This is a genomic window from Citrobacter sp. U14242 (assembly GCF_046555775.1).
Taxonomy (GTDB): domain Bacteria; phylum Pseudomonadota; class Gammaproteobacteria; order Enterobacterales; family Enterobacteriaceae; genus Citrobacter.
This window is the reverse complement of record NZ_JBKGLW010000002.1, coordinates 73,512-94,176: the sequence shown is the minus strand read 5'-3', so window position 1 is coordinate 94,176 and position 20,665 is coordinate 73,512. Positions and strand designations below refer to the sequence as shown.

General features: G+C 53.1%; 17 protein-coding genes. 9 read left to right on the top strand and 8 right to left on the bottom strand.

All coding sequences use genetic code 11. From position 1 onward, the window contains the following. Positions 1-278: 278 nt before the first annotated feature. Both ACLJXE_RS03215 and greB read right to left on the bottom strand, forming a co-directional pair. Positions 279-2,609, bottom strand: a complete 2,331-nt coding sequence (locus tag ACLJXE_RS03215; RefSeq protein WP_410750070.1) for a Tex family protein — start codon at positions 2,607-2,609, stop codon at positions 279-281. 98 nt (positions 2,610-2,707) lie between these two features. Then, a complete protein-coding gene (gene greB, locus ACLJXE_RS03210; RefSeq protein ID WP_410750069.1) occupies positions 2,708-3,181 on the bottom strand; it encodes a transcription elongation factor GreB in 474 nt (157 codons plus the stop codon). A gap of 225 nt (positions 3,182-3,406) precedes the next feature. On the opposite strand from greB, the gene ompR reads away from it, so the two are divergent. Together ompR and envZ are read left to right on the top strand one after the other, a co-directional pair. Then, complete coding sequence (gene ompR / locus ACLJXE_RS03205; RefSeq protein ID WP_001157751.1) at positions 3,407-4,126, top strand: two-component system response regulator OmpR; 720 nt, start codon at positions 3,407-3,409, stop codon at positions 4,124-4,126. After that, complete coding sequence (gene envZ / locus ACLJXE_RS03200; protein ID WP_410750068.1) at positions 4,123-5,475, top strand: two-component system sensor histidine kinase EnvZ; 1,353 nt, start codon at positions 4,123-4,125, stop codon at positions 5,473-5,475. Before ompR ends, envZ begins: the two co-directional genes overlap by 4 nt. A gap of 64 nt (positions 5,476-5,539) precedes the next feature. On the opposite strand, the gene pckA is transcribed toward envZ, so the two are convergent. Further along, on the bottom strand, positions 5,540-7,162 hold the full coding sequence (pckA, locus tag ACLJXE_RS03195; protein WP_286629830.1) for a phosphoenolpyruvate carboxykinase (ATP): 1,623 nt from the start codon (positions 7,160-7,162) through the stop codon (positions 5,540-5,542). 378 nt (positions 7,163-7,540) lie between these two features. Between pckA and ACLJXE_RS03190 the strand changes: the two genes are divergently transcribed. Next, entirely contained in the window at positions 7,541-9,259 is a 1,719-nt protein-coding gene (locus ACLJXE_RS03190; protein ID WP_410750067.1) for a DUF4153 domain-containing protein, read from the top strand. A gap of 45 nt (positions 9,260-9,304) precedes the next feature. Here the strand turns inward: ACLJXE_RS03190 and hslO are convergent, their stop codons facing one another. The 4 genes from hslO to igaA all read right to left on the bottom strand — a co-directional run bounded on the left by hslO (position 9,305) and on the right by igaA (position 13,486). Continuing rightward, entirely contained in the window at positions 9,305-10,183 is an 879-nt protein-coding gene (hslO, locus tag ACLJXE_RS03185) for an Hsp33 family molecular chaperone HslO (protein ID WP_286629828.1), read from the bottom strand. Positions 10,184-10,207: 24 nt separating this feature from the next. Further along, positions 10,208-10,609, bottom strand: a complete 402-nt coding sequence (gene hslR, locus ACLJXE_RS03180; RefSeq protein WP_271441393.1) for a ribosome-associated heat shock protein Hsp15 — start codon at positions 10,607-10,609, stop codon at positions 10,208-10,210. Positions 10,610-10,619: 10 nt separating this feature from the next. Next, complete coding sequence (gene yrfG / locus ACLJXE_RS03175) at positions 10,620-11,288, bottom strand: GMP/IMP nucleotidase (RefSeq protein ID WP_048213552.1); 669 nt, start codon at positions 11,286-11,288, stop codon at positions 10,620-10,622. A gap of 62 nt (positions 11,289-11,350) precedes the next feature. Continuing rightward, the gene (igaA, locus tag ACLJXE_RS03170) at positions 11,351-13,486 is read right to left on the bottom strand and encodes an intracellular growth attenuator protein IgaA (RefSeq protein ID WP_286629826.1); all 2,136 of its coding nucleotides are present in this window, start codon (positions 13,484-13,486) and stop codon (positions 11,351-11,353) included. A gap of 322 nt (positions 13,487-13,808) precedes the next feature. Between igaA and nudE the strand changes: the two genes are divergently transcribed. After that, the gene (gene nudE, locus ACLJXE_RS03165; RefSeq protein ID WP_410750251.1) at positions 13,809-14,369 is read left to right on the top strand and encodes an ADP compounds hydrolase NudE; all 561 of its coding nucleotides are present in this window, start codon (positions 13,809-13,811) and stop codon (positions 14,367-14,369) included. A 63-nt stretch (positions 14,370-14,432) separates the two neighbouring features. Here nudE and mrcA read toward each other — a convergent pair whose 3' ends face one another. Continuing rightward, positions 14,433-16,985 (bottom strand): peptidoglycan glycosyltransferase/peptidoglycan DD-transpeptidase MrcA, encoded by a 2,553-nt coding sequence (gene mrcA, locus ACLJXE_RS03160; protein WP_271441396.1) that lies wholly within the window; start codon positions 16,983-16,985, stop codon positions 14,433-14,435. A 120-nt stretch (positions 16,986-17,105) separates the two neighbouring features. On the opposite strand from mrcA, the gene ACLJXE_RS03155 reads away from it, so the two are divergent. From ACLJXE_RS03155 to hofQ, 5 genes are read left to right on the top strand one after another with little or no spacing between them, the layout of a single operon-like run. Then, positions 17,106-17,885: a DNA utilization protein HofM gene (locus tag ACLJXE_RS03155; protein WP_410750066.1), complete on the top strand. Its 780-nt coding sequence runs from the start codon at positions 17,106-17,108 to the stop codon at positions 17,883-17,885. After that, the gene (locus ACLJXE_RS03150) at positions 17,885-18,424 is read left to right on the top strand and encodes a PilN domain-containing protein (RefSeq protein ID WP_410750065.1); all 540 of its coding nucleotides are present in this window, start codon (positions 17,885-17,887) and stop codon (positions 18,422-18,424) included. The genes ACLJXE_RS03155 and ACLJXE_RS03150 overlap by 1 nt, the downstream gene beginning before the upstream one ends. Positions 18,425-18,476: 52 nt before the next feature. Further along, entirely contained in the window at positions 18,477-18,875 is a 399-nt protein-coding gene (locus ACLJXE_RS03145; protein ID WP_410750064.1) for a hypothetical protein, read from the top strand. After that, on the top strand, positions 18,865-19,269 hold the full coding sequence (locus tag ACLJXE_RS03140) for a HofP DNA utilization family protein (RefSeq protein WP_410750063.1): 405 nt from the start codon (positions 18,865-18,867) through the stop codon (positions 19,267-19,269). The genes ACLJXE_RS03145 and ACLJXE_RS03140 overlap by 11 nt, the downstream gene beginning before the upstream one ends. Beyond that, positions 19,181-20,419, top strand: coding sequence for a DNA uptake porin HofQ (gene hofQ / locus ACLJXE_RS03135; protein WP_410750062.1), 1,239 nt, complete (start codon positions 19,181-19,183; stop codon positions 20,417-20,419). Before ACLJXE_RS03140 ends, hofQ begins: the two co-directional genes overlap by 89 nt. The last annotated feature ends 246 nt before the right edge of the window (positions 20,420-20,665 follow it).

Here is a 20,665-nt window from a genome sequence, read left to right as displayed (position 1 = left end):
CGGAATGTGGAATTAGATAATAATTTGCGTCAATTTTGATATGCCTCAACATTTATTCTGGTTTGGAATAGATTATTTGGGGCCGTAATTATTGACATTCTTAATGTTTAATTAAGGTTTCATCTGTTAATGAAGTGATAAATATATTGTGAAAAAAACGGGAAATAGATTAAATATGCCGGATGGCGATGTTTAAGCGCCTTATCCGACATACACATTAATTACGACAACCTGGCCGGATAAGGTGTTTATACCGTTATCCGGCACAAGATTACTACTTAACGTTTTTTACCCATTGCCGCCGCCAGCGCATCCATCATCGCGCTGTTGCCAGCAGGCTGCGCGTCACGACCGCGTGGTTTTGCGGCTTTCGGAGCCGGGCGGTTGCCCTGATTACGATCGTTGCCGCCGCCGCGGCGGGCATTGGTTTCACCCGGCTGTTCGTCCAGGCGCATGGTCAGCGCGATACGCTTACGTGGCAGGTCCACTTCCAGCACTTTCACCTTCACAATGTCGCCCGCTTTCACCACGGTGTGTGGATCTTCGACGAACTTATTCGACAGCGAAGAGATATGCACCAGACCGTCCTGGTGAACGCCGATATCCACGAACGCGCCGAAGTTGGTGACGTTGGTGACAGCCCCTTCCAGAATCATTCCCGGCAGCAGATCGTTCATGGTTTCAACGCCATCAGCAAACTGCGCGGTTTTGAATTCAGGACGCGGGTCGCGACCCGGTTTTTCCAGCTCTTTGATGATGTCGGTGACGGTCGGCACCCCGAAACGCTCGTCGGTAAAGTCGGAGGCTTTTAGATTGCGCAATTCGGAGCTGTTGCCCATCAGGTCGCGCAGCGATTGCTCGGTTGCTGCCAGAATGCGTTCCACTATCGGGTAGGCTTCCGGGTGAACCGTTGAGGCATCCAGCGGGTTATCGCCATGGTTGATACGCAGGAAGCCCGCGCACTGTTCAAAGGCTTTTGGCCCCAGACGGCTGACTTTTAGCAACTGCTGACGGTTCTGGAACTGGCCGTTCTCATCACGCCAGGCGACGATGTTTTGCGCCATCATGCGCGTCAGGCCGGCAACGCGGGTCAGCAGCGGTACGGAGGCGGTATTCAGATCGACGCCGACGGCGTTCACACAGTCTTCTACTACCGCATCCAGCTTACGGGCAAGCTGGGTCTGGCTAACGTCGTGCTGATACTGGCCCACGCCGATAGATTTCGGATCAATTTTCACCAGCTCAGCCAGCGGGTCCTGCAGGCGACGGGCGATAGACACCGCACCGCGCAGCGACACGTCGAGGTCCGGGAACTCCAGCGCCGCCAGTTCAGATGCAGAGTAAACTGATGCACCTGCTTCGCTGACGATCACTTTTTGCGCCGTAACGTTCGGGAACTGTTTTTGCACATCAAGGTAGAAGCGTTCGGTTTCGCGCGACGCCGTACCGTTACCAATTGCGACCAGCTCTACGTTGTATTTCTCACATAACGCCGCAACGGCAACGGCGGCTTTGGCTGCCTGACCGGTATGCGGGTAGATAGTGTCGGTAGCGACCAGCTTGCCGGTACCGTCAACAACAGCCACTTTTACACCGGTACGCAGACCGGGATCGAGGCCCATTGTGGCGCGCAGTCCGGCCGGGGCCGCCATCAGCAGGTCGTGCAGGTTACGGGCAAAGACGTTGATGGCTTCATCTTCCGCGCGTTCGCGCACGGTACCCATCAGTTCGGTTTCGAGGTGCATCAGCACCTTAATTCGCCATGTCCAGCTGACAACGCCTTTACGCCAGCTGTCTGCCGGTGCGTTGTTCAGTCGCAGGCCAAGGTGATCCTGAATGATTTGCTCGCCATGGCTCTCTTTCGGTGGCTCATCGAACTGCGGGTCGGCATTCAGGGACAGCTGTAAAATGCCTTCGTTACGGCCGCGGAACATGGCCAGCGCACGGTGAGACGGAACGGTAGAAATCGGTTCGTGGTGGTCGAAGTAGTCGCGGAATTTTGCGCCTTCCTCTTCTTTTCCGCTCACCACGGTGGAGACCAGATGGGCATTTTTCCACAGGTAGTCACGCACTTTCGCCAGCAGCGCGGCATCTTCAGCGAAGCGTTCCATCAGGATATAACGTGCGCCGTCGAGAGCGGCTTTGGTATCTGTCACGCCGTTTTCGGCGTTGAGATATTTTGCGGCTTCCGTTTCCGGGTCGTGAGACGGTTCGTTCCACAACAGGTCTGCCAGCGGCTCCAGTCCGGCCTCAATAGCGATCTGCCCACGGGTGCGGCGTTTAGGTTTGTACGGCAGATAAAGATCTTCGAGTTCGGTCTTACTTAACGTGCCGTTGATCGCTTTTGCCAGGTCGTCGGTCAGTTTACCTTGCTCACCGATAGATTTCAGGATCGCCTGACGGCGGTCTTCCAGTTCACGCAGATACCCCAGACGGGTCTCCAGATTACGCAGTTGCGTATCATCCAGACCGCCGGTGATTTCCTTACGATAACGTGCGATAAACGGCACGGTGTTCCCTTCGTCAAGCAGGCGAACGGCAGCTTCTACCTGTTCAGCACGAGCCTGAATTTCACCGGCGATAATGCGGCAGAAAGAATCATTCATCATGGATAGCTTCGTCTATAGGATAAAAAATCAGGGGATAGTTATACGGACTGACTGGCAAAAATGCCAGTCATCTACAGGGGCTTCGGATTGTTCCGGTCTCACTTCACGTATTCAATCTCGTTCACGTACCAGCTGGCTTCACCGGCAGGAGTGTTCACCACCGCGAGATCGCCGACCTCTTTTTTCAGCAGGGCACGCGCCATGGGGGAATCGATAGAGATGTAATCCTTACGGCCAAAAATTTCATCGTAGCCAACAATGCGGAATTTGCGGATGTCGCCATCGTCGTTTTCAATCTCGACCCACGCGCCAAAGAAGACTTTGCCCTCTTGCTGCGGGGAGTAATCGACAATTTTCAGATTCTCCATGCACTTGGTCAAATAACGGACGCGACGGTCGATCTCGCGCAGGCGCTTTTTATTATACTGGTAGTCAGCATTTTCGCTGCGGTCGCCCAGACTTGCGGCCCAGGTAACCTTCCTGGTGACTTCCGGGCGCTCTTCACGCCAGAGATAATTGAGCTCTTGTTTGAGTTTTTCATACCCTTCACGGGTTATCAGGGGCGTTTTCATCTTATTGTTTTACCTTCGACTCTGTGATGATGCGCACAATTAGTATTACGTGAGCATATCAACAGAATAAATAATGTATTGCGAGAAACATTGTATACTTAAGCTGCTGTTTAATATGCTTTGTAACAATTTAGCCTGGAATTCATACCAGAATTCGCTGGTGACTCACGCGAGCTTTCTTAAGAATATACACTTAATTGTTGCGAACCTTTGGGAGTAATAACAATGCAAGAGAACTATAAGATTCTGGTGGTCGATGACGACATGCGCCTGCGTGCGCTTCTGGAACGTTATCTGACCGAGCAGGGCTTCCAGGTTCGAAGCGTCGCAAACGCTGAGCAGATGGATCGTCTGCTGACCCGTGAGTCCTTCCACTTGATGGTTCTGGATTTAATGCTGCCAGGGGAGGATGGCCTGTCAATTTGCCGCCGCCTGCGTAGTCAAAGCAACCCAATGCCGATCATTATGGTGACGGCGAAGGGCGAAGAGGTTGACCGTATCGTTGGACTGGAAATCGGTGCTGACGATTACATCCCGAAACCCTTTAACCCACGTGAACTGCTGGCGCGTATTCGCGCTGTATTGCGTCGTCAGGCGAACGAACTGCCGGGCGCGCCTTCTCAGGAAGAAGCGGTTATCGCTTTCGGTAAGTTTAAGCTGAACCTGGGGACTCGTGAAATGTTCCGCGAAGATGAGCCTATGCCGCTCACCAGTGGTGAATTTGCGGTGCTGAAAGCGCTGGTCAGCCACCCACGTGAACCGCTGTCCCGCGATAAACTCATGAACCTGGCGCGTGGTCGCGAGTACTCTGCGATGGAACGTTCCATCGATGTGCAGATTTCTCGTCTGCGTCGTATGGTGGAAGAAGATCCGGCGCATCCGCGTTATATTCAGACTGTATGGGGTCTGGGCTACGTTTTTGTTCCGGACGGTTCTAAAGCATGAGGCGAATGCGCTTCTCGCCACGAAGTTCGTTTGCTCGCACGTTATTGCTTATCGTCACCTTGCTGTTTGCCAGCCTGGTGACGACCTACCTTGTGGTGCTGAACTTCGCGATTCTGCCGAGCCTCCAGCAGTTTAATAAGGTCCTGGCCTACGAAGTCCGTATGCTGATGACTGATAAACTGCAACTGGAGGACGGTACGCAACTGGTCGTGCCACCTGCATTCCGTCGGGAAATTTACCGTGAGCTCGGTATTTCCCTCTATTCCAACGAAGCCGCTGAAGAAGCGGGTCTGCGTTGGGCACAACACTATGAATTCTTAAGCCATCAGATGGCGCAGCAGTTGGGTGGCCCAACGGAAGTACGTGTTGAGGTCAACAAGAGCTCGCCTGTCGTCTGGCTGAAAACCTGGCTGTCGCCCAACATCTGGGTACGTGTGCCGCTCACTGAAATCCATCAGGGTGACTTCTCGCCGCTGTTCCGCTATACGCTGGCGATCATGCTGCTGGCTATCGGTGGCGCGTGGCTGTTTATCCGAATTCAGAACCGGCCGTTGGTGGATCTGGAGCATGCAGCGTTACAGGTGGGGAAAGGCATTATTCCGCCGCCGCTGCGCGAGTATGGCGCCTCTGAGGTGCGATCGGTGACCCGTGCCTTCAACCATATGGCCGCCGGCGTAAAACAGCTGGCCGATGACCGTACACTGCTAATGGCGGGCGTGAGCCATGATTTACGCACCCCGCTTACGCGTATCCGTCTGGCGACGGAAATGATGGGCGAAGAAGACGGATACCTCGCGGAGTCCATCAACAAGGACATCGAAGAGTGTAATGCCATTATCGAACAGTTCATCGATTACCTGCGAACGGGTCAGGAGATGCCGATGGAGATGGCCGATCTGAACTCGGTATTAGGTGAAGTGATCGCGGCAGAAAGTGGTTACGAGCGTGAAATTGATACTGCATTACGCCCTGGCGTCATTCAGGTGAAGATGCACCCACTGTCTATCAAACGCGCGGTTGCTAATATGGTGGTTAACGCCGCCCGCTACGGTAATGGCTGGATTAAGGTCAGTAGCGGCACAGAGCCGCATCGCGCCTGGTTCCAGGTAGAAGATGATGGTCCGGGTATCAAACCGGAACAGCGTCAACACCTGTTCCAGCCGTTTGTACGCGGCGACAGCGCGCGTAGCACCAGCGGCACGGGGCTGGGACTGGCTATTGTGCAGCGTATTATTGATAACCATAACGGTATGCTGGAAATTGGGACCAGTGAGCGAGGTGGGCTGTCGATACGCGCCTGGCTTCCGGTTCCAGTCTCTCGTATACCGGGAACAACCAAAGACGCGTAAAAAGGGAGGCGAAACGCCTCCCTTTTTGTTGCTGTTGCTTAACTACCTGATTCGGCAATATTCGTTACAGCTTCGGTCCGGCGCTAACCAGCGCTTCGCCCGCAGGGGTGTCGGTGTACTTCTCGAAGTTCTCAATAAACAGTTTCGCCAGCGCATTGGCTTTTTCTTGCCATTGCTCTGGTGACGCGTAGGTATTACGCGGATCGAGAATACGTGTATCCACACCCGGCAGTTCGGTCGGGATTGCCAGGTCAAACATCGGCAGACGGAACGTTTCTGCGTTATCCAGAGACCCGTTCAGGATGGCATCGATAATGGCACGGGTATCTTTAATGGAGATACGTTTGCCGGTGCCGTTCCAGCCGGTGTTAACCAGATAAGCCTGTGCGCCAGCCGCCTGCATGCGTTTCACCAGCACTTCTGCGTACTGCGTTGGGTGCAGTGACAGGAATGCCGCGCCGAAACAGGCAGAGAAGGTTGGTGTTGGCTCAGTTACGCCACGCTCAGTGCCAGCCAGTTTGGCGGTAAAGCCAGACAGGAAGTGATACTGGGTTTGATCGGCCGTCAGGCGAGAAACCGGTGGCAGTACGCCAAAGGCGTCGGCGGTCAGGAAGATAACTTTCGTTGCATGACCCGCTTTTGACACCGGCTTAACGATATTGTCGATGTGATAAATCGGGTAGGAAACGCGGGTGTTCTCGGTTTTGGAACCATCATCGAAGTCGATGGAGCCATCTTCGCGCACGGTGACGTTTTCCAGCAGGGCATCACGGCGGATTGCGTTGTAGATTTCCGGCTCAGCCTCTTTAGACAGTTTGATGGTCTTCGCGTAGCAACCGCCTTCGAAGTTAAATACGCCGTCGTCATCCCAACCATGCTCATCATCGCCAATCAGGCGGCGTTTCGGGTCGGTGGACAGCGTGGTTTTACCGGTACCGGACAGGCCAAAGAAGACTGCCACATCACCTTTTTCACCGACGTTTGCTGAGCAGTGCATCGATGCAATGCCTTTCAGCGGCAGCAGGTAGTTCATGACGGAGAACATACCTTTCTTCATCTCGCCGCCGTACCAGGTGCCGCCAATTAACTGAATGCGTTCAGTCAGGTTGAACGCCACGAAGTTTTCGGAGTTCAGCCCCTGTTCTTTCCACTGTGGGTTTGTGCATTTCGCACCGTTCATCACGATGAAATCAGGTTTGAAACCAACCAGTTCTTCGTCGCTCGGGCGGATGAACATGTTTTTGACAAAATGTGCCTGCCAGGCGACTTCGGTAATGAAGCGCACGGAAAGACGGGTATCCGCATTAGCCCCGCAGAAAGCATCAATGATAAACAGACGTTTGCCAGAGAGTTGATGGGTGACTAACCCTTTCAAATGCTGCCAGGTTTCCTGGGAAAGCGGTTTGTTGTCGTTCTTACCTTTACCTTTGTCGGACCACCAGAGTGTGTCTCGTGTGGTGTCGTCACGGACAATGTACTTATCCTTTGGCGAACGTCCGGTAAAGATACCGGTATCAACTGCAACGGCGCCCAGATTCGTTAACACGCCACGCTCATAACCTTCCAGGTTTGGATCAAGTTCTTCCTGATAAAGCGTGTCGTAGTCTGGATTGTAAACGATATCCTGAACGTCATTGATACCATAAGCCTTGAGATCTTGCGGGGTTAAACTGTTGTTCACACGCATTTCACTGCTCCTTAGCCAATATGTATTACCTGGAATAGTAAGGTTTTTTAGGGATTGCTAACCGCGACAAGGCTCATAGATTTACGCATCCGGCAAAATCACAGATAACTGAATACGCTGCGACTCCTGTCACAAAGAGGTGGATATTATGGCAGGAAACCTTTTTTTGTTGTGGAAAATGTTCTTAAAACGTTAATGGAGAGTGTTTTTGGCGGGGATCTTGTGAGTGTAATCGCATTCATGTAAGAAAAAAACGTAACTCAAACATAAACAATATCGATTCACCTCGCGCAGCTGGGGGCCGAAATGGACTGACGAATACTCATATTTGTGAAGTTGATGCGATAATTAGATTTTCTCTTCTTTCTGGAAAACGACATGGACAGTGTTGAGCTTTCACCAACGACCCGCTGGGGCATGGTCTTTATCGGACTGCTACAAGGGTGTGTGTGCTATCTGCTGATGGCGTATCTCGCGCCGCAGAACAGTGACTGGCTGTTCTATGGGATGCCCGTAACGATTGCACTCTCCTCAGCGCTTTTGCTGACTGTCGTCTCATTTAAGCAACGCGCGCTATGGTGCTGGATGACGCTGATCTGCGTGGTTGTGCTGGCGATGAGTGTGTGGCTGAAGTGGAGTGTGGCGGGCAGTGACCGATGGCGACAGGATGACATTTTTTTTGCCTACGGTTGGCGCTTACTGTTGATGGCGATGCTGGCTTTGCCGTGGATTCAATATCAACTTCACGCCCGTCGTGAACAGGCCCGCTATCCGCAGTTTTATACCTACCTGTGGCTTAATTCGCTGACGTTGCTGATTGCTTTTGTGGCCAACGGCCTGTTCTGGCTGGTGCTCCTGTTGTGGAGTGAAATGTTTCAACTGGTCGGCATCACTTTCTTCAACACGCTTTTCTTTGAGACTGACTGGTTTGTCTATCTGGCGCTTGGCCTGATTACTGCACTGGCAGTGGTGCTGGCGCGTACGCAGTCGCGCCTGGTTGCTGCGGTGCAAAAGTTGCTGACGTTCCTCGCCACAGGTTTACTCCCGCTGGTTGCACTGTTAGCGCTGATGTTTATGCTGACCCTGCCTTTCACCGGACTGGACGCTATCTCACAGCGCGTGTCAGCGGCTGGTTTGATGTCCACGTTGACGCTGATCTTCCTGTTGCTGGTGGCCATCGTGCGCGAGCCGCACAAAGAGGCGTTACCTTATCCTGGTGCATTACGTTATTTGATTAACGTTTCCCTGGTTGTTGCTCCTTTCTATATGCTGATTGCCGGTTGGGCAATGTGGCTTAGAATTCATCAGTATGGCTGGACGCCTGAGCGTTTGTATGGCGCATTGGTGGTCTTTGTATTACTGGTGTGGTCCCTCGGCTTTCTGGTGAGTATTTTGCGCGCTGGAGGCAACCCGCTCGATATTCAGGGAAAGGTCACTCTCGGCGTTTCGCTCCTGACATTGGGCCTGTTGATTCTGCTGACGTCGCCGGTCATTGATGTCTGGCGTATTAGCGTCAACAGCCATATGGGGCGCTACTACAGCGGGAAAATTACGGCTGACCAGGTCAGTCTGTATATGCTGGATCACAGCGGAAAACCCGGTCGCGCCGCACTGGAAGCATTACAAAAAGACGATGCGTTCAACAAAGACAGCAAGCGCAGGCGTGATTTAAATGCCATTCTGCGGGGGCATCGCGATCCGGTAAATGAGCTGACAGCAACGCAGTTAGCGCCGAAGGTGATGATTGCTCCGGGAAGCAAGAAGCCCGATGACGCGTTTTGGACGTTTTTAAAGGGGCAACGCTACCGGATCGCCTCCTGTATTGAGCAGGATGCGTGTGTGTTGGTGGATCAGGATCTCAACGCGGATGGGCAGCCCGAGCAAGTATTGTATGCTTTTGGTGATGGGGAGAGTCTGGTCTTTGGCGTTAAGGAGAACAAATGGGTGTTGATTGCAACAGCCCGGCTACCGGAGGGATTCAATAAGGATCAACTGCTGCAGACGCTGGCGAATCATCAACTGGATTCGGCTCCCCAAGTCTGGCGGGATATCACCATTAATGGCGAGCGGCTTAAGATGACGTTCTACGACGAGTAAGCATGATATTGCCCGGCAGACTGGACTGCCTGCCGGGCTCAGAACTTAGTGTACCTGCGGATCGGCAGGGGAGGCGTTGCTGCGGATCTCTGCAATATCCATGGCGTTAAACAGGTAGTGGCTACCGCAATAATCGCAGTGCATATCGATCTCACCTTCTTCTGCCAGAATGCTGTCAACTTCTTCATCCGGCAGCGTTTTCAGCGCGCCTGCGCAGCGTTCGCGTGAACAGGTACATTTGAACTCAACATCCTGCGGATCGTAGAGGGTGACTTCTTCTTCGTGGTACAAACGCCACAGAACTTCGTTGGCTGGCAGCGTCAGCAACTCTTCGGATTTGATGGTTTCTGTCAGTGCTGCAAGGTGATCGAAATCATCTGCCTGTGCGTTTTGCGCTGGCATGACCTGCAACAGCATACCGCCAGCAGCAGGTTTACCGTCGACGTCGCCAGTACGGATAAACAGACGCGTCGGCAGTTGTTCTGAACGCATGAAGTAATCTTCCAGGCAGGCCGCCAGCGTGTCACCTTCCAGACCGACCACGCCCTGATAGCGTTCGCCTTCTTCCGGTGTAATGGTGATCACCAGGTAGCCGTTGCCAACCAGTGTTTTCAGATCGGCATCTTCAGGGATATCGCCCTGTATGCGAGCCACTCCACGCATTTGCTGGTTATTGTTGCCGTTAATTACCGCCAGGCTCAACGGACCGTCGCCTTGCAGTTGTACGGTGATATCACCGGCAAACTTCAGCGTCGCGGTCAGTAGGCTGGTGGCAACCAGCAGCTCCGACAGTACGGTTTTGACCGGCTGCGGGTAAGTATGATTTTCGAGGATCTGTTGCAGGGTTTGCGAAACGGTTACCAGCTCGCCGCGCACGGCAAAGTTTTCAAACAGATAACGATGTAATTGGTCATGTTGCGGCATAATCATCTCTCTTGCAGGTGACAGTCACTCGCTGTCGCCGTGTTTAAATCGTAACAGGTCGCGGCGCTCTTTTTTGTCCGGTCGCCTGTCCGGATGCGGCATGGTTAACGCGTTAAGTTTACGCGCCAGCGCCATTTTTTCGCGTTTTTCCACGCTTTCCGCGGTTTCTTCATACAGCATAACGGCTTCCGTAGCCGGGCGACGCTGCTCGCTAATGGCTTTAATAATGACCGTCCGTTCGTCATTTCCCTGGCGCAGGGTGAGGGTCGCATTTAGCTCGACAATCTTACTCGGCTTGCTGCGCTGCCCGTTGTAATGCACCTTACCGCCTTCAACCATTTCGCGGGCGACTGCGCGCGTTTTATAAAAGCGTGCTGCCCACAGCCATTTATCCAGCCTGACTTCGACAAGGGGCTTCTCTTTCATGGCGTCTCCTTCACATCAGTGAGGGGATCAGTCGGCGGTAGTCATTCAGTGACGGATGGCGTGCATACTGTTTTTCCGCTGTACCGGAGTCGGGATTGGTTACGCCGAGGCAGTAACGAATACCGAATTGAGCAGCGGCGTCGAGAATGGGTTCGCTGTCGTCAATAAACAACGTCTTCTCTGCACTCATTCCCGTTTCTTCAGCGACAGCGTGCCATAACCGCTGATCCTCTTTGGGATAACCAAATGTGTGGGTGGAAAGTAATAAATCAAGGTGTGAGGCCAGACCGGTATGCTGAAGCTTCACCGCCAGGTTATGCGGATGCGCATTGGTGAGCAAAATGCGACGTTTGCCGCTGGCTTTCAGGGCATCCAGGAACGGTACCGTATCTTCACGCAGTACGGCGCGTGGTCCCTGTGCGGTTGTCATAGCGCATATATCCAGACCCAGGCGTTCGCTCCAGTAATCCAGGCAGTACCAGTTTAGCGTATGTTGTACGGCATGATACTGCTGACGAATAAATTCCTGGGCTTCCTGGGGAGAGATACCTTGTTGCGCGCCGTAGGTCTCCGGCACCAGTTTTTGCCAGAAATAGTTATCGAATGCCAGATCGAGCAGCGTACCGTCCATATCCAGCAGAACGGTGTCGACGTCCTGCCAGGCAATATCTATGTGCATGGAAACTCCCCAGAGGAAAACAAGATGCGCGACAGGGTAGCATATTCCGTCGCGCGGGCGTGTTATCGAATCAGGCTTTCCGGGTCTTCAATCAGCGTTGGATTCAGGCAACTCTCGTAATATTCCTGAATTTCCGTGATGCGGGAACGATGACGCTGGTAGCGTCTGAATGCCTGAACGCTGTTGTAGATAGCGCATCCCAGCATGGAGAGCATCAGCAGCGTGGTGCCAAGATAACGCCATAAACCTGAACGATCCGGGATTCGGTGCAGGCCAATGTGCCGGGTACCGTTGGCGTCGGTCGAGATGTTGGTGACAATCCCTTCAGCACGAAATGGCGTTTGCATAAGCATCTGGGCAAGGCGCTGGAAGGCGTTCCATTGTTCTTGTGGCGGATAGTCGTACAGCGAGGTCGCCGGCCAGGGCTGATCAACCAGGTCGCTGCCTTCGTCACTGATAATCAGGAAACCACCGGGGGCAGGGCTATTCAGTGCCTGAGCGGCCCGGGCGGTCTCGCGTGAAATGAACGGTGCCGTAGAGGTATTCACCAGGTTATCCAGTGATTCGGCGCTGACCGGGCGCAACAGCACATTCACACCATCCAGTTTCCCGGCGTTTGCTCGCTTAACCAGAGCGTTCCAGTCCTTACTGTTACCCAGGTTAACCAGGGCATTTTTCAGGCGTACGCATTCATCTTTGGCGGCACACAGATCGGCGGTTTTCAGGACAATATCGCCAAAATCATCCAGCAATACCATGCCGGACTTCTGAATGGCTGAGCGTAACGATGAGCTGACGCGAGAGTCATCGTCGGGTTTGGGGTGCAGTTGGCGATTAACACTTTGGGTCAGCGCAGTCGCTTTATTGACCAGGTCAGATTCGGGCAGCGGTAGGGCGCGCGCGTCATTCCAGAGAATCTGCGAACAATCAAAAGGCATAAAAGGTGTCGCGGGTTGTGCGTTCCAGCTCCCCTGAGTGTGGATATTACACATCCCCGTGCCACTCAGATGCAGCGTGTCACCCACGCGAACGCCCGCCTTTTCCAGTTGCTTAACGCTGGTGGCCTCGATAGTTTGCGCCCCTTTCATCCAGGAAAGCGTAAGTTTAATCGGCATATCCAACGGGACCCAAAACAGCAGCATTAGCAATACCAGCAACGAACCGCCGGCAATGACGGCGCTGCGTAGCCAGTGTTGCAACGGAAAGTTTTTCACCTCGTCATGCAAAGATAAAAAACGCCCCTGGCGGACAACATGGCGATCCAGATAGATATCAATATCCGTTTGCTGGCCAAGGTCCTGTGCAATGTAAGGCTGCCAGTGTGGTGGATAAATCAGGTCAATAATGCCCAGCGAGATATTATTAATTTGCTCCTGATCGTTTTCACCAAACAGCCCCCAGCGACGTGGAGTGCCACGCAGACAGTGGATTTCTCGTAGGGCCGTTTTAGACGGCGGTGCAAACAGGCCCCACAGACCCGCAGCCAGCAGCAACACCGCCCCACCGGCGGTCCACGGTACGAACGCGTCTGGCATGATTAAACAGAAAAAGAATAACAGGAACGATATGGCGATTAGCGATGCTTCACGCAGGCCCGTCGGGCGGCTGAGCGCAAATTCTTCATGCGTTTCCTGGCGAATATTCAGCAGTTCGATCTGCTCGCTTTCTTCACCACGAATAGATGCCTGAGTCGATGCGGTGTGCTGTAGGGCGTAGCCGCGCGCTTCCTGCATATACTCTTTCAGCGTGTGACCGTTTAACGAGATAACCAGCGGCAGCGTATTGGTGTGGATCAGCTCAACGCTGTTTTCATCATTGATGTATTGTTCCCAGAAGGGAGGCAAATGTACTTCGACGGAGTCGAGATAGTAGCGCCATTTGTTCGGATCGTCGGTGGTGATGCCATAGCGCGTAATTGAATGCGTCAGTACGATGACGCTATTACTTTGGGCATTCAGGGTTAACGATATCGGTGCCGAACTGGCACCTGTTGGGCCAGGCACCTGCTGAATTTGACTGAGGTTTTCGAGATAGTTTTCGACCGCACCACGTTCTTCGGGTGTGAGTTTACGCTTAGACGCGTCAGAGAAGACGTTGCTTAACGGTAATTTTTGTTGTCTGAATTTTGATCTGAATCGCCACCCTGCAAGCAATGAGCAGGCCAGCAAAGCAGCTAAAAAAATCAGAATGGTGCTCATGCTTTCCCCATCTTACTTAGTCTGTCAGGCGTGGTCAGTCGCACCCTGTTCAATATTCGTGATTCTGTGGTTGGCTATCGGCAAGTGTGGAGTTGAACTTGAGCATCTTTAAGTACAGCCCAATAAATGCGAATAATAGCAAAATCACCAAAAATGGAATATCAGCAAATTCCTGGAGTTATTTCAACCTATTGACTTTTAATTTGAAATAGGGATTAACTTTTAGTGCGTTACATAAATGTAAATAAACGGCAATTCACATTGCCGAAACCGTGCTGTATATCGCACAATAACCCCAGATTTCACAGCAAAGATCCTCATGATGAGCAAATCATTACAAAAACCCACGATTTTGAAAGTGGAAACCGTCGCACAATCCCGGCTGTTTAAAGTCGAAAGCGTGGACCTTGAGTTCAGCAACGGCGTACGTCGTGTTTATGAGCGTATGCGCCCATCCACGCGCGAAGCGGTAATGATTGTGCCGATTGTGGATGACCACCTGATCCTCATTCGCGAATATGCGGTCGGAACCGAATCCTACGAGCTTGGTTTTTCCAAAGGATTAATCGATCCGGGTGAAAGCGTGTTTGAAGCGGCTAACCGGGAACTGAAAGAAGAAGTGGGATACGGTGCGAAGGATCTGACGTTTTTGAAAAAACTCAGCATGGCGCCTTCCTATTTCTCCAGCAAGATGAATATTGTGGTCGCAGAGGAACTTTATCCTGAGTCGCTGGAAGGTGATGAGCCTGAGCCATTGCCACAGGTGCGCTGGCCGCTGGCGCATTTGATGGATCTGTTAGAAGACCCTGACTTCCACGAAGCGCGTAATGTCAGTGCGCTGTTCCTGGTACGCGAATGGCTGAAAGGGCAAGGGCGGCTGTAGGCTGAACAGGATGGCGTGGTAATACGCTCGCAATAAAAAAGGCGCCGAAGCGCCTTTTTTTGATCAGAACAGTTCGTGCGTTTCACCATTATCGATAATGGTGGTCCCCACCTCATGCACCGCCTGTTGCGTTGGCTGAGTACCTTCGATGAAATACTCTGCACGGCTGTTACCGCCGTTCGCCAGTTGCCCGGTGCTACGATCGATATTGACTGTAACGATACCCGGTGGTGGTGTCAGCGGCTGCTCAGGGACGCCTTCTAATACACTCTTCATGTAGGCATCCCACGCAGGTTGTGCACTCTTCGCACCGCCTTCGTAGCCGGAGATTTGGTCTTTGATCGCGCCGGATGCCGTCGTATGTCCGAGATCGCGACGATGATCATCAAACCCGATCCATACCGAGGTCACAACCCCTGGGCCATAGCCGGAGAACCATGCATCTTTCGAGCTGTTGGTTGTCCCGGTTTTCCCGCCGATGTCATGGCGTTGTAAATCACGTCCTGCACGCCAGCCGGTTCCCATCCAGCCTGGTTCACCAAAGATATTGGTGTTCAATGCGCTCTTGATCAGGAAGGCCAGCGGCGTGTTGATGACGTGTGGTGCGTATTCTTGCGTTCCGCTTTGTGCGACCAGCGCCTGGTTAGCTTGTTCCAGCTGTGGCATTGGCACGGCGGCGTTCTGTTGTTCCTGAGATACAGCAACATCTTCGACGTTACTGTTTTCCAGCACGTTAGACTTCTGCGTATCGCCATAAATCACCGGGATATCACATTCCGGGCAGGCAATTTTTGGCTTCGCCTCAAAGATAACGCCACCCATATCGCTTTCAATCTTACTGATGAAATACGGGTCGACCAGGAATCCGCCGTTCGCCATTACCGCGTAACCGCGAGCAACCTGCAGCGGAGTGAACGAGGCTGAACCCAGCGCCAGTGATTCAGTATGCACAATGTTTTGTGCCGGGAAGCCGAAACGTTGCAGATACTCTGCCGCGTAATCCACCCCCATTGCGCGCATGGCACGAACCATCACCACGTTTTTCGACTGACCCAGCCCCTGACGTAAGCGGATAGGGCCAGCATATTGCGGCGGTGAGTTTTTCGGCTGCCAGTCAGAACCTGCACCGGCATCCCAACGGGAAATCGGTACATCATTCAGCATACTTGCCAGCGTCAGGCCTTTATCCATCGCGGCGGTATAGAGGAAGGGTTTGATGTTCGAACCCACCTGGCGTAATGCCTGGGTCGCACGGTTAAATTTGCTCTGGTTGAAATCAAAACCACCCACCAGTGCCAGCACTGCGCCGTTTTGCGGATTAATCGAAACCAGTGCGGAGTTAACGTCCGGCACTTGTGCCAGCCACCAGGCGTCGCCAACCTGGCGTACCCAGATTTGCTGACCGGCCTGAACCACATCGGTGACTTTACGTGGCGTCGGGCCTTGCTGTGTATCGGAACGATAAGGACGCGCCCAGCGCATACCTTCCATACGTAATGAGACCGATGTTCCATCCGCCAACGCAGCGGTCGCTTCCTGCGGGTTGGCGCTGGTGACAACCGCGGGCAGCAGTGGGCCATAGGTCGGTAGCGCTTTCAGCGTATCGGTGATTTTCTTGCTATCCCAACTGGCTTCACCGACTTTCCACAGGACGTTTGATGGGCCGCGGTAGCCGTGGCGCATGTCGTAATCCATGACATTGTTACGTACCGCCTGCTGGGCGGCCTGCTGGACTTTGCGCGTAATGGTGGTGGTGATGCGATACCCGTCTTCATAGGCTTTCTCGCCATAGCGGTTATACATCTCCTGGCGCACCATCTCAGACAGATAAGGTGCTGAGAAAGCGATTTCCGGCGCGTGATAGTTGGCATCGATCGCTTCACTACGCGCCTGATCGTATTGGGCCTGGGTAATGTAGTTTTCGCTCAACATACGCGACAGTACAACGTTACGTCGCGCAGTTGCCCGGTCCATCGAATAGAGCGGGTTGAAGGTCGAGGGTGCTTTTGGCAAACCGGCGATCACCGCGATTTCACTTAAGCTGAGTTGATCAACTGTCTTCCCGAAATAGACCTGCGCGGCAGCACCCACGCCATAGGCGCGATACCCCAGGTAGATCTTGTTCAGATAAAGCTCGAGGATCTCGTCTTTACTCAGCAATTGCTCAATACGGATAGCCAGGAACACTTCTTTAATCTTACGCATCAGCGTACGTTCCGGACTCAGGAAGAAGTTTCTTGCCAACTGCTGGGTAATGGTACTTGCCCCTTGTGAGGCGTGGCCGGAGAACAATGCGACGCTGGCTGCACGGAAGATCCCCACCGGGTCCACCCCGTGGTGCTCATAGAATCGGCTGTCTTCTGTAGCGATAAAGGCTTTAACCATTACCGGCGGCATTTGATCCAGTGTGACCGGAATTCGACGTTTCTCGCCATACTGCGCGATGAGTTCGCCGTCAGCACTGTAAACCTGCATTGGGATCTGCAGACGCACATCTTTTAGCGTCGCGACGTCAGGTAATTGTGGCTCGATATAGCGATAGAGGCCATAGATCGAGCCTGCTCCCAGCAGGATGCAACATACTGCAAGGATTAATAAATACTTTACGAACTTCACTGGAGATTTCCCATTTAGTGGCATTTGGGCAGTTTATAAACAAACGCGCGGTAGTATAAAGGCAAGCCAGACGCATTGATATACCCGTTGAAGCAACGGGTGATAAGGAGATCATCAGCAATGGCTTTTCGTATATGGGAAATTGGTCTGCATATTCAGCAACATGACGTGCTGGCTGTCGCTATCGTTCGTGACGCGTCCGGTTGGGTCCTACACCGCTGGTGGCGTATGCCGCTGGCACATCAGGTTGTCGTCGATGGTCACATTCGTGAGCCGGAACAGCTTGCGGCGGTGCTCCAGCCGTGGAGCCGTGAGCTACCGTACAGGCACCATATCCACCTTTCTTTTCCTGCCAACAGGACGTTACAAAAAAAGTTGCCCCGTCCTGCAATGATCCTGCGCGAACCAGAGCAAACGGCATGGTTGTCCGGGGCAATGGCTCGTGAACTGGATATGGAGCCGGATGCGCTGCATTTTGATTATAGCGAAGACGCGCTAAGCCCGGCGTTCAACGTGACTGCAGCACAAAGCAAAGAAATATCGGCACTCCTGACACTGATGCATCCCCTGAAAGTACAGGTTACGGCCATTACGCCGGATGCCAGCGCCTTGCAGCGATTAATTCCTTATTTACCCGTGCATCAATCGTGTCTGGCATGGCGCGACGATACCCAGTGGCTCTGGGCGAGTCGCACGGCATGGGGGCGTAAATCGACGGGGGAAATTGACGATATCGGCGCGCTTGCTGCGGCATTATCTCTTTACCCTGCGGATATTGCGCGATGTGAAGCCGGTGGCTTTGATCCCTTAAATGCGGTGTCCGTCCGCCAGCCACCGATTCCTACGGAAAGCCACAACTTTGCCGTTGCGCTTGGGCTGGCGATGGGAGGAATGTACTGATGACGGCGACCATCAATCTTTTGCCCTGGCGCCAGTCGCGGCGGTATGCCTGTCTGCAATGGTGGGGAACGCTATTAAGTGGATCTTTACTGGCTATTGTGGGTATCGCGTTGGGTTATTACGCGCTTTCTCGCGTAGATAATCGGGTCGAATTACTGTTGGCAGATGCCGAAAAAATGCGGGCTGAAACCCTGATGGCGCTCAAGCCGCGCCTGCAACAGCGTCAACAACAATGGCAGCAGGCGCAACAAAGAGAAAAACGGCGTGAACAGATGCGAAGCTGGCACTCTGTTTTACAAGGAGTGGCCGAGTTGCTGCCAGAACAGGCGTGGTTCACAGGAATGACCTGGCAGCAGGATACGCTGGAGCTGACAGGGCTGGCGCTGAACGTTGCCGCGCTTCATCGACTGGAGACGCAGCTACGCAAACACCCCAGGTTTCAATTGGGAAGCCCAGGGGAAACGCGACAAGATGCGCAGGGGCGCTGGCAGTTTCACTATCGTCTGATACGGAGCGGTATGCATGCAGGCGCTTTGTGATAGCTGGTTAGCGCAGACGCCACGGTTTCGACTTTTGTGCTGGGGCTGCTGGATGTTGGTCCTGATCACGGCTGCGCTGCTGTGCTTTTATCCTGCAGAGCAGCAACGGAAGGCGCAGCAGGCAGCATTAATCCGCCAACGCGTGGCTATTCAAGAACAATGGCGCAATTTGTATCTGTTGGCGTCATCGGTTGGGAAACCCTTTTCTCCCACTGAAGCGAGGCCGGTTCCTTTTTCCCCATTGGTATATCAAACCTCTCTTACACGTCTGATCCACTGGCAGCCCTCCGTACGGGGAGGCGAACTGGCACTGAAAACTGCGTGGGATGCGGTCCCACAGGTGTTTGCCCGACTGGCGGAACAGGGGATGAGTACGAGTCAGTTTTCTCTTAGTGCAGAAGATGCTGATGTGTTGTTGACGATACAGCTGGAGCATCAGAATGATGACTAAGCGCTGGCTGTTCGCGTGTTTTAGCGTGCTGCTGCTGACCGGCATGCGCAATCCCTTTCAGCCTCCAGAGGATCTCTGCCGGATGGCTGAGTTGTCGGCATGGCGTTATCAGGGGGCGGTGATCCAGGGAGGACGCTCAATTGGTTTTATTCGGGATGGTCAACACACATGGCGGAGGGTCGAGCAGCGAGATGTTCTGAATAGCATCTGGAGGGTATCTCAGGTGACAGCCCAAAGCGTAACTATCGACACAGGGAACGATTGTGAGCCATCACGGTGGCAGTGGCAACGACAAGGAGAGGTGAATGAAGCGATGGATAGTCATCGTGCTGATGACCGTTATACCCAGCGTGCTGGCCGGGAAAGCACAAAACGTGACGCTGGTGGTGGATGATGTTCCCGTTGTACAGGTGCTGCAGGCGCTGGCGGTGCAGGAGAAGAAAAATCTGGTGGTGTCACCGGATGTGAGCGGTGCGCTGTCATTGCATTTGACGGATGTGCCGTGGAAACAGGCATTGCAGACGGTGGTAAAAAGCGCTGGACTGGTGTTACGCCAGGAGGGAAACATTCTGCATGTGCATACTGTACGCTGGCAAAACGAAAATGCAGCTCGCCTGGAGAGTGAACAAGCGCGGATTCAGGCCGGTTTGCCGCTGGAACAGCGCAACATAATCTTGCTATACGCGGATGCCACTGAGTTGGCAAAAGCCGGTGAAAAACTGCTGAGTACTAAAGGAAGTATAACGGTCGATAAGCGTACCAACCGCCTGCTGCTGCGTGACAACGCGGTTGCGCTAAACATACTGGAACAGTGGGTGGCGCAAATGGACTTGCCCGTAGAACAGGTCGAACTGGCGGCGCACATCGTCACGATTAATGAAAAAAGTTTGCGTGAGCTGGGGGTGAAGTGGTCGCTGGTAGATGCACAGCAGCCAGGGGGGGTGGGAAATGTCACCACGCTGGCCAGCGATCTTTCCGTGTCAACTGCAACATCGCGGGTGGGATTTAATATTGGCCGCATTAATGGTCGTTTGCTGGAGCTTGAGTTGTCTGCACTGGAGCAAAAACAGCAACTCGATATCATCGCCAGTCCCCGATTACTGGCTTCTCATCTGCAACCTGCCAGTATTAAGCAGGGCAGTGAAATCCCGTATCAGGTCTCCAGTGGTGAAAGCGGCGCAACGTCTGTCGAATTTAAAGAAGCGGTGCTGGGGATGGAAGTAACGCCAACCGTACTGCAGAAAGGGCGGATCAGACTGAAACTGCATATTAGCCAGAATGTTCCCGGACAGGTGCTACAGCAAGCGGATGGCGAAGTGCTGGCCATCGATAAGCAGGAAATTGAAACCCTGGTGGAGGTTAAGAGTGGTGAAACGATCGCGTTGGGCGGGATTTTTTCACATAAAAATAAATCAGCAGCTGACAGTGTGCCGTTACTCGGCGACATTCCGTTGCTAGGCCATTTTTTTCGTCATGATGGTAAAGAAGATGAGCGGCGAGAGTTAGTGGTTTTTATCACGCCCAGACTGGTCTCAACAGAATAACTTATGCATGAAAACCCGTTGTTTTTGCGATGAACACGTTTCAGGGATTTGACGTGCGGGTGTATTTAGCATACAAGGAGTACCGATTTGAGTGTCGGGACTTTTCTTTACTTATACAGCAGTGAATACGCTTCGCCTTTCCGGTGGTGTGTCATAGGCTTATTTGGCGTCATTTGGCTACACGACACGTCGTCAGGTCAGATGTTTGCAGGGTAGCATGCCTGCCACGACCAGAAATGCGTAAGG

What these genes read in the sequence shown, in the direction of transcription:
- pckA (WP_286629830.1), bottom strand. Translation starts at nt 7,162, where the DNA reads ATGCGTGTGAACAACAGTTTAACCCCGCAAGATCTCAAGGCTTATGGT.
- envZ (WP_410750068.1), top strand. Translation starts at nt 4,123, where the DNA reads ATGAGGCGAATGCGCTTCTCGCCACGAAGTTCGTTTGCTCGCACGTTA.
- nudE (WP_410750251.1), top strand. Translation starts at nt 13,809, where the DNA reads ATGAGCAAATCATTACAAAAACCCACGATTTTGAAAGTGGAAACCGTC.
- hslO (WP_286629828.1), bottom strand. Translation starts at nt 10,183, where the DNA reads ATGCCGCAACATGACCAATTACATCGTTATCTGTTTGAAAACTTTGCC.
- hofQ (WP_410750062.1), top strand. Translation starts at nt 19,181, where the DNA reads ATGAAGCGATGGATAGTCATCGTGCTGATGACCGTTATACCCAGCGTG.
- ACLJXE_RS03215 (WP_410750070.1), bottom strand. Translation starts at nt 2,609, where the DNA reads ATGATGAATGATTCTTTCTGCCGCATTATCGCCGGTGAAATTCAGGCT.
- ompR (WP_001157751.1), top strand. Translation starts at nt 3,407, where the DNA reads ATGCAAGAGAACTATAAGATTCTGGTGGTCGATGACGACATGCGCCTG.
- greB (WP_410750069.1), bottom strand. Translation starts at nt 3,181, where the DNA reads ATGAAAACGCCCCTGATAACCCGTGAAGGGTATGAAAAACTCAAACAA.
- igaA (WP_286629826.1), bottom strand. Translation starts at nt 13,486, where the DNA reads ATGAGCACCATTCTGATTTTTTTAGCTGCTTTGCTGGCCTGCTCATTG.
- ACLJXE_RS03155 (WP_410750066.1), top strand. Translation starts at nt 17,106, where the DNA reads ATGGCTTTTCGTATATGGGAAATTGGTCTGCATATTCAGCAACATGAC.
- ACLJXE_RS03190 (WP_410750067.1), top strand. Translation starts at nt 7,541, where the DNA reads ATGGACAGTGTTGAGCTTTCACCAACGACCCGCTGGGGCATGGTCTTT.
- ACLJXE_RS03145 (WP_410750064.1), top strand. Translation starts at nt 18,477, where the DNA reads ATGTTGGTCCTGATCACGGCTGCGCTGCTGTGCTTTTATCCTGCAGAG.
- ACLJXE_RS03140 (WP_410750063.1), top strand. Translation starts at nt 18,865, where the DNA reads ATGATGACTAAGCGCTGGCTGTTCGCGTGTTTTAGCGTGCTGCTGCTG.
- yrfG (WP_048213552.1), bottom strand. Translation starts at nt 11,288, where the DNA reads ATGCACATAGATATTGCCTGGCAGGACGTCGACACCGTTCTGCTGGAT.
- ACLJXE_RS03150 (WP_410750065.1), top strand. Translation starts at nt 17,885, where the DNA reads ATGACGGCGACCATCAATCTTTTGCCCTGGCGCCAGTCGCGGCGGTAT.
- hslR (WP_271441393.1), bottom strand. Translation starts at nt 10,609, where the DNA reads ATGAAAGAGAAGCCCCTTGTCGAAGTCAGGCTGGATAAATGGCTGTGG.